The organism is Citrobacter sp. Res13-Sevr-PEB04-36 (genome assembly GCF_015672735.1).
GTDB lineage: Bacteria > Pseudomonadota > Gammaproteobacteria > Enterobacterales > Enterobacteriaceae > Citrobacter.
Genome location: NZ_JADABY010000034.1, coordinates 1 through 13,977 on the forward strand (window position 1 = coordinate 1; position 13,977 = coordinate 13,977).

The 13,977-nt window shown below is 52.6% G+C and carries 9 protein-coding genes and 1 pseudogene; 4 read left to right on the forward strand and 6 right to left on the reverse strand.

The window, feature by feature from the left end:
* Positions 1-39: 39 nt before the first annotated feature.
* Positions 40-192 (forward strand): Hok/Gef family protein, encoded by a 153-nt coding sequence (locus IMQ48_RS10165; RefSeq protein ID WP_003034202.1) that lies wholly within the window; start codon positions 40-42, stop codon positions 190-192.
* 111 nt (positions 193-303) lie between these two features.
* Here the strand turns inward: IMQ48_RS10165 and mutS are convergent, their stop codons facing one another.
* From mutS to IMQ48_RS10180, 3 genes are all read right to left on the reverse strand, one after another.
* Positions 304-2,871: a DNA mismatch repair protein MutS gene (gene mutS, locus IMQ48_RS10170; RefSeq protein WP_196208935.1), complete on the reverse strand. Its 2,568-nt coding sequence runs from the start codon at positions 2,869-2,871 to the stop codon at positions 304-306.
* Between the two features lie 207 nt (positions 2,872-3,078).
* Positions 3,079-3,597 carry a hypothetical protein gene (locus tag IMQ48_RS10175; protein ID WP_196208936.1) on the reverse strand — a complete coding sequence of 173 codons (519 nt, stop codon included), beginning with the start codon at positions 3,595-3,597 and terminating at the stop codon, positions 3,079-3,081.
* Complete coding sequence (locus tag IMQ48_RS10180) at positions 3,597-4,382, reverse strand: winged helix-turn-helix domain-containing protein (protein WP_196208937.1); 786 nt, start codon at positions 4,380-4,382, stop codon at positions 3,597-3,599. Before IMQ48_RS10180 ends, IMQ48_RS10175 begins: the two co-directional genes overlap by 1 nt.
* 501 nt (positions 4,383-4,883) lie before the next feature.
* Between IMQ48_RS10180 and IMQ48_RS10185 the strand changes: the two genes are divergently transcribed.
* Positions 4,884-5,489 carry a helix-turn-helix domain-containing protein gene (locus IMQ48_RS10185; RefSeq protein WP_196208938.1) on the forward strand — a complete coding sequence of 202 codons (606 nt, stop codon included), beginning with the start codon at positions 4,884-4,886 and terminating at the stop codon, positions 5,487-5,489.
* A gap of 41 nt (positions 5,490-5,530) precedes the next feature.
* Here the strand turns inward: IMQ48_RS10185 and IMQ48_RS10190 are convergent, their stop codons facing one another.
* The 3 genes and pseudogenes from IMQ48_RS10190 to IMQ48_RS10200 form a co-directional block, all read right to left on the reverse strand.
* Positions 5,531-6,904 (reverse strand): HlyD family type I secretion periplasmic adaptor subunit, encoded by a 1,374-nt coding sequence (locus IMQ48_RS10190; RefSeq protein ID WP_196208939.1) that lies wholly within the window; start codon positions 6,902-6,904, stop codon positions 5,531-5,533.
* Positions 6,891-9,083, reverse strand: coding sequence for a type I secretion system permease/ATPase (locus IMQ48_RS10195; protein WP_196208940.1), 2,193 nt, complete (start codon positions 9,081-9,083; stop codon positions 6,891-6,893). Before IMQ48_RS10195 ends, IMQ48_RS10190 begins: the two co-directional genes overlap by 14 nt.
* Before the next feature lie 213 nt (positions 9,084-9,296).
* Positions 9,297-10,642 (reverse strand): annotated as a pseudogene (locus tag IMQ48_RS10200) (TolC family outer membrane protein).
* Between the two features lie 332 nt (positions 10,643-10,974).
* On the opposite strand from IMQ48_RS10200, the gene IMQ48_RS23205 reads away from it, so the two are divergent.
* A complete protein-coding gene (locus IMQ48_RS23205) occupies positions 10,975-11,520 on the forward strand; it encodes a retention module-containing protein (protein ID WP_370551847.1) in 546 nt (181 codons plus the stop codon).
* Positions 11,447-13,977: Ig-like domain-containing protein (locus tag IMQ48_RS10205; RefSeq protein ID WP_370551848.1), on the forward strand; the 2,531-nt coding region annotated here is incomplete at its 3' end. The genes IMQ48_RS23205 and IMQ48_RS10205, both read left to right, overlap by 74 nt.

The following is a 13,977-nucleotide window of genomic DNA, read 5'->3' on the forward strand; positions in this document are numbered from 1 at the left end:
CATTTGGATGTTAGTCTCTTCTTTGCAGGGAGGCAAGACATGCTGACAAAATATGCCCTGGTGGCAATTGTAGTGCTGTGTTTCACGGCGCTGGGATTTACGCTAATGGTACGAGATTCGCTGTGCGAGTTAAGTATTAAAGAGCGTGGTATGGAGTTTAAAGCTGTTCTCGCTTACGAACCGAAGAAGTAGCAACAACGCGGGGGAAACCCCGCGTCTTGATGGTTTGGTTTCGTCCTCTCGCACCCATTCCCGCCAGTTGTCGTAGGCCCAATGAGCAAAGCGATATCGGGCCTACGAGAGTTACACCAGGCTTTTCAACCGATAAATCCATTCCAGCGCCTGACGCGGCGTCAGAGAATCCGGGTCGAGATTCTCCAGCGCTTCAACGGCGGGAGACGTTTCTTCCGGTGCTGAAAGCAGCGACATTTGCGTCCCGTCTACCTGGGTCGCGGCGGCATTTGGCGTAATGCTTTCCAGCTCGCGCAGTTTTTGCCGCGCACGTTTGATGACGTCTTTCGGCACACCGGCCAGCGCAGCGACGGCCAGACCATAGCTTTTGCTTGCCGCACCATCCTGTACGCTATGCATAAAGGCAATGGTATCGCCGTGCTCTAATGCGTCCAGATGCACATTAGCGACGCCTTCCATCTTTTCAGCTAACTGCGTCAGTTCGAAGTAGTGGGTCGCGAACAACGTCAATGCCTTGATTTTATTGGCAATATTTTCTGAACACGCCCAGGCAAGCGACAGACCGTCATAGGTGGAAGTGCCGCGTCCAATCTCATCCATCAACACCAGGCTGTTCTCGGTGGCGTTATGCAAAATATTGGCGGTTTCGGTCATCTCAACCATAAAGGTCGAACGACCGGACGCCAGGTCATCCGCAGCGCCGACGCGGGTAAAGATGCGATCGATTGGACCTATCTCAACCTTTTGTGCCGGAACATAGCTGCCGATGTAAGCCAGCAGGGCGATCAGTGCTGTCTGGCGCATATAGGTACTTTTACCACCCATATTCGGTCCAGTGATGATCAACATCCGGCGCTGAGGTGAAAGATTAAGTGGGTTAGCAATAAACGGTTCGGTCAGTACCTGTTCGACCACCGGATGACGACCTTCGGTAATACGAATTCCGGGCTTGTCGGTGAAGGTCGGGCAGGTGTAATTCAGGGTATAAGCCCGCTCGGCCAGATTGACCAGCACGTCGAGCTCGGCCAGCGCGCTGGCACTCTGTTGCAAATCTGCCAGGTGTGGTAACAGCATGTCGAACAGTTCGTCGTACAGCTGTTTTTCCAGCGCCAGCGCTTTACCCTTTGAGGTCAGGACTTTGTCTTCGTACTCTTTGAGTTCAGGAATGATATAGCGTTCGGCGTTTTTCAGCGTCTGGCGGCGCACGTAGTTAATGGGGGCCAGATGGCTTTGTCCACGGCTGATCTGAATGTAGTAACCGTGTACGCCGTTAAATCCAACCTTAAGCGTGTCCAGCCCGGTGCGTTCACGCTCGCGGATCTCCAGCCGGTCGAGATAGTCGGTAGCGCCATCGGCCAGCGCTCGCCACTCATCCAGCTCGTCGTTATAACCTGGTGCAATAACGCCACCGTCGCGTACCAGCACCGGCGGAGCTTCGACGACGGCGCGTTCCAGCAGTTCACGCAGTTCGTTGAACTCACCCATTTTCTCGCGCAGCATCTGTACCGGCGTGCTGTCTACGCCTTCCAACTGGGCACGCAGTTCAGGTAATTGCTGAAAGGCGTGGCGCATACGGGCCAGATCGCGTGGACGCGCGGTACGCAGTGCCAGACGGGCCAGAATACGCTCCAGATCGCCGACCTGACGCAGAACCGGCTGTAGCTCACCGGTGACATCCTGCAGGGCGCCGATCGTCTGCTGACGTTCGGTGAGGGTTTTGGTATCGCGAACCGGCATATGCAGCCAGCGTTTGAGCATACGGCTGCCCATCGGGGTGACGGTGCAGTCGAGCACCGAAGCCAGCGTGTTTTCGACACCGCCGGCCAGATTCTGGGTGATCTCCAGATTACGGCGCGTGGCGGCATCCATAATAATGCTGTCCTGCTGGCGCTCCATGGTGATGGAACGAATATGCGGCAGCGAGGTGCGCTGTGTATCTTTCGCATATTGCAGCAGACAGCCTGCGGCGCATAATCCGCGCGGCGCGTTTTCGACACCAAAGCCTATCAGGTCCCGTGTGCCAAACTGCAGGTTAAGCTGCTGGCGGGCGGTATCTATCTCAAATTCCCACAGCGGACGGCGACGCAGTCCGCGACGGCCTTCGATCAGCGAGGTCTCGGCGAAATCTTCGGCATACAGCAGTTCGGCCGGGTTGGTGCGCTGTAATTCAGCCGCCATGGTCTCGCGGTCAGCGGGTTCACTGACGCGAAAGCGCCCGGAGCTAATGTCCAGCGTGGCATAGCCGTAGCCTTTACTGTCCTGCCAGATGGCGGCCAGCAGGTTGTCCTGACGCTCCTGCAACAGCGCTTCATCACTGATGGTACCAGGCGTGACGATGCGGACAACTTTGCGCTCAACCGGTCCTTTGCTGGTGGCCGGGTCGCCAATCTGTTCGCAAATGGCAACCGACTCCCCCTGATTCACCAGTTTTGCGAGGTAGTTTTCTACCGCATGATGCGGAATACCGGCCATTGGGATCGGTTCGCCCGCAGATGCACCGCGTTTGGTCAGCGAGATATCCAGCAGCTGCGATGCACGTTTGGCATCGTCATAAAATAGTTCGTAAAAGTCGCCCATGCGGTAAAACAGCAGGATCTCCGGGTGCTGAGCCTTCAGCTTGAGATACTGCTGCATCATCGGCGTATGGTTGGTGAAGTCCGTATCAATTGACTCTTTCATATTGATCATGCTCGTTTTTTTAATCTTTTTAAGTGCTCGGGCAGTCTCATGTGAACCCCCTGCAGACTCACACAAACCCATAAATTTCTCTATTGAAAGCAGCCTGAAGGGCAGCAGTGGCGAGCCTCAGTTCAGCCAGAACGGGGTATCTTATCACCGACTACCTCAGAGATTCACCCGTCGTTTTGGTACAAAAATGCGGCGCGACTATTCACTCTCGGGCAAGTCATAATTCTGGCAGTACAGATACGGTATGCCCTCTTTGGTGATCAGATACGTTTCTTTATTCAGCGGGAAAAGGTCGACATTGGAGACGCTGGTATTGGTCAGAAAAAAATCAGGCAGGAGTTGCCGGATTATGCCGGCGGGGGCCGTTTCGCGACTCGAGATATGGATCTTCTGCGATACCCATACCGGGCTGGAGCCATAGCTGGAGTGGGTAAATAGCACCATGCGCTGCACGGTTTGCTCATTATTGGCATTATCTTTAATAATGCCGTCAATATTCACAATGCCTTTACTGTCCCCGCTTTTGATATCAATGATCCCGCGAAACGAGGCGGTGTTGCGTACGATCTCGATCGTTGCGCGACAGGCTAGATTATGCAGATGGCTATGGTTTTTACCCTGCGGCCAAAAACTTACAATGATGATAGCCGCAAGACAAAGCAGCAGGATAATACCCGTTTGTGTTCTGATTTTTGGCGCGCGGGAAGGTAAGTTCATTAGCTATCGTACCGTGGGTAATAGACCGACTGACAGGTGTTTTTCTGCTCTCCATTTATAGGGGAGCGGCACTGGATCACTGACAGTTTTTTGGACTCAGGATACGTCGTTATATAGATATATTTATTGTCCTGGCACAACCCTGGGTTCTTATCGATAAAAGCCGTGTGTCGGGAAAAATCGCTGGCATCGTTATTGAAATAATACTTACAGTTTGAGTGGGTATTTTGTGTGGCAATATAACCGGAAAAATAATTACCACGGGTGTTCCACGGATACAGTATCATCCCACAGACGATAATAGTCAGTAGGACCAGCACAGATTCCGTCCTGGTAATCGGTGATTTGCGCGAGGCGTTATCTGCAAACTCAGCGAGGTCGGTATTGCGCGGCCAATCTTCTTCTGTTGCCGCAGGGCAACTCTCCGGCGTGTCAATTTCCTCAATGCTAAATGTGTCCTGGACGATCAGCCCTTTGCGGGTAATGGTCGTGATAAAGGATGCATCCAGTTCTAACTGCAGTAAACTTTTACGCAGTGAAAGAATACTCTGATAGAACGCATTGAAACTTGCCTGACGATGGTTTTCACCCCAGCCAAATTCCAGTAGTTCGTTTTGCGAAACCACTTTTCCGTGATTTTGGATGAGTAATAAAAGACATAATGATGCCGTGTGCTTGAGTTTTATCTGTAGCTCGGGTTGATCCACTCTCGCCAGGCATTGAGTCGCTGGTGTAAAGATGATTTTTCTTTCTATCAGAAAACTGATGTTACCAGTCTCAGACATGATGTCTCTACTCTTGCTGATGCTTTCATCGGTGGGGGGGTATTAAAAACATCCCGGCCATCAGGTCCACCAATGTCTGTCAGATTCTGCAGCCAGAACCGCGAAATGTTGCAATTTAGTATCATAGCATAACAACAATAATGGTTTGTTAATGAAAATAAAACACAGAAGAATCAGATAATTGTATCTTTCTGGCTATTGCGCAAAGAAGACAAAGAAGAAATAATGACGACAAAGGTGATAAGCATTAGCTCTCTTTGGACTACGCAATATACTGTTCGGCATCACCACGCGAGAACACAGTTCACGCTGTAAACGCGCCAAAGCACCTGGGAATGCGGGTGGTGAAATCATGACTGTTGCTACGTTTGTCGTACTGTAGTGCGTAGCATCCGGATTAACATAAAAATATAAACGGAAATAAATGTCAGCACGTTATCTGGCTGACATTTATTTTTATTTCTATTTTTTGTCAGGCATAAATTTGTAGCAGAGACATCCATGTTCCAGAATGAAATAGAGAAGTCGGTAGTACTTATTGGTGATGAAATTAAGAAATCAGATAACGCCTGGCTCTCCTTACGGAAAAAACGCCAGCGTATTGACCTGAAGGTAGATGGACATATCTTATTTCTGGAGAAAGGGACGGTCTCTGTTTATCGTGTGGAAAATGACCTGGTCACGGTCAGTATTTCAGCGCCAGCTATTCTCGGGCTACCGCAAATGCGTACCGAAGTGGCCGGACATTATTTGCGCTGTGACACCGATTGTGAAATGTGGGCAATGAGTGTGCAGAATGCCGATCTCCTGTTCACCGCTAAAAATTTATGGAAGCAGGCGTTTGATATCTTAACGCACCATCTGCAACGCTATTTTCAGCGCGAGACTCTGCAATCGCACCGTACTATTCGCGAGCTGATTATTGAACATGTGAAGTATATTTGGGCGATGGCGCCTGAAGTGCGTGAAAAAACGTCGGTGTACACCTTTATTCTGGCGCGTAACCATATCTCGCGCAGCGCCATCCACAAGGTATTACAGGAACTGGTTAGCGATGGAAAAATTAGCCTGAATCGCGGCAAGCTTTCTTCTTATATCCCATCATAAATACGTACGCCCCCAGGGTTATGACTGGGGGCGCAACGCCATTAACGTTCTCTCAGCGCCTCCGCGCGTGCGCGGATAATTGGTTTGAGCAGATAGCTAAGAATTGTTTTCTTACCGGTGAGAATATCGACGGTGGCCACCATGCCGGGAATAATCAACATCGGGTGTTCTTTCGTCCCCAGATAGTTTTTATCCGTTTGCAGACGCACAATATAGAAACTGCGCCCCTGTTTATCCGTAACCGTATCCGGGCTTATCTGCACCACTTCACCTTGCAGGCCGCCATAGATGGTGTAGCCGTACGCGGTAAATTTCACCATTGCGTGCTGACCCGGATGAAGGAAGGCAATATCGCGCGGTTGTATTTTGGCTTCAATTAATAGCTTGTCATCAAGTGGGACTATCTCTACCAGATCGCTACCCGGTTGAATCACCCCACCGATGGTATTCACCATGACCTGCTGGACAATGCCGCGAACCGGCGAGGTGACCATGGTACGATTCACGCGGTCTTCCAGCGCTTTGACGCTAGCCTGGGCCTTACTCAGATTAGTACGTGCTTCGTTCAACTGGGCGAGAGCATCGCTTTGAAAGCGGCCCCTGCTTTCGCCGATTTTATTCTCAATCTCTTTAATTTCGGACGCTGCTTTAGGCAATGTCAGGCTGATAGAATTTAACTGCCCGGCGGTTTCCACTTCAGTACGGTGCAGACGCAGCAACTCGACTTTCGAAATCGCCCCAGAGGCGAGCAGCGGCTCGGACATTTTGATTTCCTGGCGGATCAACCCTAGGCTACGTTTGAACTGTTCTTCTTTCGATTCAAAATCACGCAGTTCCTGCTTTTTCTGCACCAACTGTTCTTCAAGTCCGGAGATTTCGTTGTGAAACTGTTCCCGACGGCTGTTGTACAGTTCGGTTTCCCCGCGGGCGACGTCCGGCGCTTTGCTGGCGATTTCGTCTGAAATAACAAAGTCCCGGTTTTCAACTTCCGCTGTCAGGCGTTCGACTTTCGCTCGCAGACCGAGTTTATCAGCTTCTGTTTCACCGACGTTCGAGGCAAAACGCGTATCGTCGAGATGCAACAGCGGCGCTCCGACATTAACGATTTGCCCTTCATGCACGTACAGCTCGGTAACAATCCCGCCTTCCAGGTTCTGTATTTTTTGCAGTTTTGACGAGGGGATAGCTTTGCCTTCGCCGCGCGTCACTTCGTCAATTTTGGCAAAGCCCGCCCACACGAAAGACAGGATCACCAGCGCAAGAATCACCCATAGAGTCAGGCGTATAACCCTCGGGGCGTCATCAATAATGGCGTGGCTGACATCATTAATACTGTCAGTTTGATTTTCATCGCGGCCGTGAAAATAGTGCTGCACAGTGCGGCGAGCACGAGCCAGGAAATCAGCGAGACGCATTTATCTGCCCCTTTTTCAACGCATCCATCACGACCGCTTTCGGGCCGTCTGCGATGATGCGTCCTTTATCAACAATAATCAGGCGGTCAACCAGCGACAGCATTGAGGCGCGATGGGTGACCAGTAACAGTGTTTTGCCCACAATGCAGGGGGCCAGCGCGTGTTTGATCTGCTCTTCGCTGGTGTTGTCCATCGAACTGGTGGGTTCATCCAGCAGTAGCAGAGGGGGATCGAGTAATAACGCGCGTGCGAGCGCTACTGCCTGGCGTTGTCCGCCCGACAGCCGCGAGCCACGCTCGCCGACCTGCAGGTTATAGCCGTCAGGGTGCAGACGGGCGAAGTCGTTAACCCCCGCCAACTCCGCCGCGCGTAGCATGGTTTCGTCATCGATATAACGCGCGCCACATAGCAGGTTGTCGCGCAGTGTCCCGTTGAATAACTGGATGTCCTGCGGGACGTAGCCAATGCTGTGGCGCAGATCGTTGACGTCCAGCTGGCGTGCATCGACGCCATCGATCAGGATGTTACCGGCGCTGGGCTGGTACAAATTAACGATCAATTTACTCAGTGAGCTTTTACCGGACCCGCTACGCCCGATGATGCCGACACGCTCCCCGGGAGAAATGGTCAGATTGATCTTGTTCAGCGACAGGTTTTTTTGTTCCGGGTAACTGAAATCCACATCGCGAAACTCTATACTGCCCCGTAGCTGTTCTCGCTTGAGCGGCGTTTCATCCGCACGGCGTTCCTGCGCCAGTGACATCATTTTCTCGGTACTTTTGATGGTCAGCTTCGCCTGCTGGTAACGGGCAATCAGGCCGGTTAACTGGCCCAGCGGCATTAAGGCACGACCGTTGAGCATGTAGCAGGCGATCAGGCCGCCCATACTCAGCTTGCCGCCGATTATCATGTATACGCCGACGATGATCATCACCACGCCAGAGATCTGCTGGAACCAGCCAGTCAGGTTACTCGCCAGGCTGGACAAGGTTTTCACGCGCAGTTCCAGACGACTCAGGCTACCCAGCGTTTGTTCCCACAGATACTGGCGTTCGCTCTGAGCATTATTCACTTTGATGGCATCCAGGCTGCTTAATGTTTCAATCAGCAGCGCCTGGCGTTCGCTGGCCAGGCTCATGGTTTTTTCCACTGCGGCGTTAACCGGTTTTTGCAATGCCCAACTGCATAGCAGCGCAACCGGCAGCGTGAGGACCGGGATCCACGCCAGTGCCCCGCCGATAATGCCGATGACAATCAGCAGTAGCAGAGTAAAGGGCAGGTCGATAATGGTTGTCAGAGTGAGCGAGGAGAGAAAATCGCGCAGCGACTGAAACTCGTGGATGTTTTGCGCGAAGCTGCCCACGCGTGCAGGGCGCTCCTTCATCTCCATACCGATAATGCGTTCAAACAGGGTCGAGGAGATAATGAGATCGCTTTTTTTGCCGGCAATATCCAGGCAGATGCTGCGCAACATTTTTAAGATTAAATCAAAGACAAAGGCCAGGCAGATACCCACCGCCAGTACCCACAGGGTCACTGTGGCCTGATTCGGGACCACGCGGTCATAGACGTTCATGGTAAACAGCGGCGTGCCGAGCGCAATCAGGTTGATCAACAGGCTGGCCAGCACGGCATCCATATACAGAAAGCGCGACAGCTTGAGCGTATCTTTAAACCAGGATTTAGTACGCGGTAAGAATGCTTCTGCCTGCAAATCGAATTCGTGGCGCGGGTGAGCAAAAATTACCTTGCCGGCATAGTTCTGCGCAAGCGTGGCGGTATCGACGGTGATTTCGCCTCCTTCGCTTTCGCAGGGCATAAAGCGGGCGCTACCGTCATCATTCCAGCCCAGTAACACCCCGGTTCCTCCGGAGCGCAATAACAAGATGGCGGGCAGGGACATCGCGGGGATTTTATCGAGAGCGCGCGTCACCACCCGAGCCTTTAAACCGGCGCGAGCCGCGGCACGGGGGAATATATTCAGCGTGAGCCGATCGTTTTCTAATGGTAGGCCGCTGCTTAATGTTGCCCGACTGGCGGGTTTACCGTGCAAAGAACACAGAATGAGTAAGCTATCTAATAAAGGGTCGTCATTATGGCTACGGGGATCATGATATTGAGAATTTGTGCTATCAGAATTCTCCGGGACTTCATTTAATAATTCAGCTTGTGCACTCATTTTAGCAACCACTACTGAACGCACACTTAAATAATAGCAAGCTAATAATAAATGTGCGGTGTCAGAGATTTATTGGGATATACCTGTCATATTTTAAGCTGCATGTGCGTTGGCTGCGCTCGTTCACCCCAGTCACTTACTTTAGTAAGTGACTGGGAATTTCCTCTCTTGCCGCCTTCCTGCAACTCGAATTATTTAAAGTATAAATAATGATTAATGAAGTTCCGGCAGGTTATTTTCTGCTGCGGTATCTACAGGTTGCCCTGATGGCGGCGGTGCAATTTTTAGAATACTCATTAATTCACCGGTGCGTTCGCTAATTCGATACCCGCTGGTCATAGCCAGGTAACGTAATTCAACCAGACGACGTTTAGAGGAGAACACTTCATTCTCACTGTCGAGTAAATCCAGCAGCGTACGTTCACCCAGACTAAATTGGTCCTGATAGGCGGTGCGAACTTTCACGCTTCGGTCGGCATATTCTTCCGCCGATGGCAGCTGGGCGCGCGCATTTTGTAATGCAGTCCACGCCAGGCGCAGCTCCTGATTCAACTGGCGCAGGGTGTTATTGCGCACATCCTGAGCCTGTTTATGCAGGTAGGCGCGAGATTCCATGTTGGCTTTGTCGCTGCCGCCCTGGTACAGGTTGTAATGCAGCTTCACCATCGCTTCCCACTCTTCAGTGTGTGCGCGGGTGGTATCGGTGTTATTGCTGATCCCCCGAGACAACTCAACGTCGACGCGCGGGTAGAAGGTCGATTTTGACGCTTCATACTGCTGATGTGCGGCTTCGATGTCGGCGTTGGCCGATTTCAGTAACGGGTTGTTGTTTTCCATCCGGCTTTTAGCGTCGGCAAGCGAGGTCGGGAGCTGCCCGTCAATGCTTTCCGGCAGGCTTAATCCTTCAGGGTCTTTACCGGTTACGCTGACAAATGTGGTTTTAGCGTCTTCCAGGTTGGTTTGCTCGGTGAGCAAATTGTTTCGTGCCTGCGCCAGACGTGCCTCAGCCTGCATAAAGTCGCCAGAGCGACCCACTCCCTGATCGGTGCGCAGTTTTATCTGATCGTAAATACGCTCGTGGTTAGCGAGATCGTCTTCCGCCAGGCGGACAAACTCCTCGCGCTGCAGCACATCAAAATAGGCTTGAATCACCGTGTAAGCGGTGCTTTCACTGGTGTTCATCACGCCAAATGCCCGTGAGTCAACGGTCGCTTTTTGCCGTGCAACTTCGCTATGGGTGGCAAAACCATTAAACACATTTTGCTCCAGGCTGAGCGTCGCGCCATTGGGTGACTGGGTCAGACCGTTCGTGCTGCCTGCGGCTCGGGTGGTTGCATCATCAATATTTTTTCGCCCGGTTTCGGCATTTAAATTCAACGACGGTAAATATCCGCCTTGTGCAGCTCGAAGCTCTTTTTCTGATGAATAGCGACTATTTATAGCCGCATTAACTTCAGGGTGATTGGCTCTAATGCGTTTTTAACGGTATTGTGTAAGTCTTCTGCATACACGGAATTTATTGAAAACCATGAAAGCAGAAAAACGAAAAACTTCTTCATGACAGGAATGCCTTATATCACACGGTTATGACATCCAGTTGTCGTCGCTATCATCCATTTTCACAAACACGTTATATAAATTAACAAATATGAATTGTCTTAATTAAAGCTTGTAATCAGCTATTCAGAGACATGTTTTGTCACATCGTGTTTTATTTTTGGTTATTTTTTATTATATTCATTTGCCAGTCAAGTCTCATGTATATGCATTCTAAAAAATGTGTTTTTTTCTACATTGAGATATTAATGCTTACATTAAATAAATGTGATTTTTGTTCGTTAATTTATTAACGAGTTTATAAAGATAATGATGGTAATTAAGTGAGGTTACGGTGAGCAAATTACTCGGTGTGATCAAAGCGATAATTGGGCAGGTCTATGTTGTTGAAGCCAATGGCACACAACGACTTGTTCATGAAGGCGACAGGATCTCTCTCGGTGAAGAAATTGTGACCGGTGCCAGCGGCGCGGTCAGTATCTCTCTACCTGACGGGCAGACGGTAGATATTGGGCGTAATAGCCACTGGGGAGAACACGGGATACAGGTAAGCCATAATCCGAGCCATGATGCCCAGGATATTGCCGCCGTACAAAAAGCCATTGCCGATGGCGCTGACCCGACGCAGATACTCGACGCGACTGCAGCGGGCAATGACGCGCCGATGCAGATTGAAGGCGGTGGCGGAGGCCACACACTGGTTCAGCTCGAACTGACCGGGCAGGTGGTTGACCCTACCGCGGGTTTTAACACCCAGGGACTGGGTAACCCGAACGGGGATATCAATCTGCCAGTGGGGGGGGGTGGTGTCAGGTTCTGCCAGTATTTTCCCGCCAGAAGTGAGTATTACGGAGTTCGCCGGCAACGACGGTTTTATTAACAAAAATGAATTCCACCGAACGCATTTAAGCGGCTCCAGTAACCAGAATCATGTCACGCTGACCTTCACCGATAGCCAAAAAAACACATTCACCGTCGATGTCCCGGTGAGTAACGGTCACTGGCATATCGATACCGATCTGGGTGGATTACAGCCGGGGAACGTCACCGTGGTGGCAACGGCCACCGATGTGTCGGGTCGAACAGCACAAACTTTCGACAATGCGCTGATTGATACCACCGGCCCGCGCATCGATATTACAGTAGATAACGTCACCCCAGACAACCTGATTAACTACGAAGAGTCTCTTCATTCGCAAACCGTCGTCCATGGACATGTGGGAGGCGATGCCAAATCTGGCGATATCGTAACCTTGTTGGTCGATGGCAAAGAATATACCGGCAAAGTGACCGATTCTGGCAATGGCCCGCTGACGTTTGCTATTCCGGTGCTGACCAGTGGGTTGCTGAATGACCCGACTTTCCGCGCCACGCTAACCTCAACCGATGATGCCGGGAATACTACGAGGGCTTCTACGGATCATTATGTCGAGAGCGATCTGCTCGCACAGAATGCCGTGACCATCGAGACGGTGGCGAATGATGATGTTGTCAACGCCAGCGAAAATCGCATGCCGACGCTGATTACCGGAGTTGTCAGTGGCGATGCCAAAGCGGGCGACCCGGTGACGTTGACCCTTCAGGGAAAAGAATTTCACGGCACAGTTTTCGACGATCATGGTCAACTCCGGTACGAAATTGAGGTGCCAAGGGAAACGCTTAAAGAAGGTATCAATGATGTACAGGTGAAGGTGGTTAGCCATGATGATGTGGGTAACGAAGCCATTGCCGTCACGCACAAAACCGTGGTGCTGGACACCGAGGCTTCCAACGCCATCAGCATCGACACCGTGGCGGGTGATAACACCGTTAACCGCAGCGAGTCCCGTATGCCGATGCTGATTAGCGGCGTGGTAACCGGGGATGCGCAGCCGGGCGATGCGGTGGCTGTGCAGGTGAACGGACACACCTTTAACGGCGTGGTGGTCACCGATGAGCACGGGGCGCTGCGCTATGACGTGACGGTGCCGACCGCAGCTCTTCACGAAGGGCGCAACGACGTGCAGGTCACCGTCACCGGTGTGGATACGGCAGGCAACACTGCGGTGGCGGTGCAGAACACCACGGTGACGCTCGACACCCAGGCTTCGAATGCCATCAACATTGACACGGTGGCGGATGATAATACCGTCAACCGCAGCGAGTCCCGTATGCCGACGCTGGTTAGCGGCGTGGTAACCGGGGATGCGCAGCCGGGCGATGCGGTGGCTGTGCAGGTGAACGGACACACTTTCAACGGCGTGGTGGTCACCGACGAGCACGGAGCGCTGCGCTATGACGTGGCAGTACCAACCGCAGCTCTCCACGAAGGGCGCAACGACGTGCAGGTGACCGTCACCGGCGTCGATACATCAGGCAACACCGCGGTGGCGGTGCAGAACACCACCGTGACGCTGGACACCGAGGCGCACAACGCCCTGACCATTGATGATGTGACGGCGGATAACATCCTGAACCGCAGCGAACTGTATATGCGTCATCAGGTGGTGACCGGCACCGTCAGCGGGGAGGATGCCCGGGCGGGTGACCGGGTGGTTCTGGTCATCAACGGTCACGATTACCACGGGCGGGTGATCGACCTGGGCAACGGCAGCCTGGGCTACCGCATCGCGGTGGACTCCGCCGCCTTTGCGGACAACAGCGGCAACGTGCTGAAAGACGTTGACGTGCACGCCACCGTCGTCTCACAGGATGCGGCAGGTAACGAGGCGGTGGCGGTCAGCACCCACACCGTACATCTCGACAACTACGCTGAAAACGGGGTGGATATCCGTCCGGTGGCCACGGATGACGTGGTCAACGCCACAGAAAACCGCATGCCGACAATGATCAGCGGCAAGGTGGGCGGACCGGACGCCCGGGCGGGCGATGTGGTGACCGTCAGCGTGCAGGGACAGACATTTACCGGCACGGTGGTCGATATTAACGGTCATCTGGGCTACGACGTGTTGGTCCCTGTGGGCACGCTGCTGGCCGGCCGTAACGGGGTGGTGGTGACGGTGGTCAGCCACGATAAGGCGGGGAATGAGGTCACCGCGCTGGATCACCGCACCGTGGTGCTGGACACCGAGGCGCACAACGCCCTGACCATCGATGATGTGACGGCGGATAACATCCTGAACCGCAGCGAACTGTATATGCGTCATCAGGTGGTGACCGGCACCGTCAGCGGGGAGGATGCCCGGGCGGGTGACCGGGTGGATCTGATCATCAACGGCCACGACTACCACGGGCGGGTGATCGACCTGGGCAACGGCAGCCTGGGCTACCGCATCGCGGTGGACTCCGCCGCCTTTGCGGACAACAGCGGCAACGTGCTGAAAGACGCTGAGGTGCA

Excerpts from the sequence above, each read along its gene's own strand:
- IMQ48_RS10195 (WP_196208940.1), bottom strand. The coding sequence starts at position 9,083 with ATGAGTGCACAAGCTGAATTATTAAATGAAGTCCCGGAGAATTCTGAT.
- IMQ48_RS10165 (WP_003034202.1), top strand. The coding sequence starts at position 40 with ATGCTGACAAAATATGCCCTGGTGGCAATTGTAGTGCTGTGTTTCACG.
- IMQ48_RS10190 (WP_196208939.1), bottom strand. The coding sequence starts at position 6,904 with ATGCGTCTCGCTGATTTCCTGGCTCGTGCTCGCCGCACTGTGCAGCAC.
- IMQ48_RS10180 (WP_196208937.1), bottom strand. The coding sequence starts at position 4,382 with ATGTCTGAGACTGGTAACATCAGTTTTCTGATAGAAAGAAAAATCATC.
- IMQ48_RS10175 (WP_196208936.1), bottom strand. The coding sequence starts at position 3,597 with ATGAACTTACCTTCCCGCGCGCCAAAAATCAGAACACAAACGGGTATT.
- IMQ48_RS10185 (WP_196208938.1), top strand. The coding sequence starts at position 4,884 with ATGTTCCAGAATGAAATAGAGAAGTCGGTAGTACTTATTGGTGATGAA.
- mutS (WP_196208935.1), bottom strand. The coding sequence starts at position 2,871 with ATGAAAGAGTCAATTGATACGGACTTCACCAACCATACGCCGATGATG.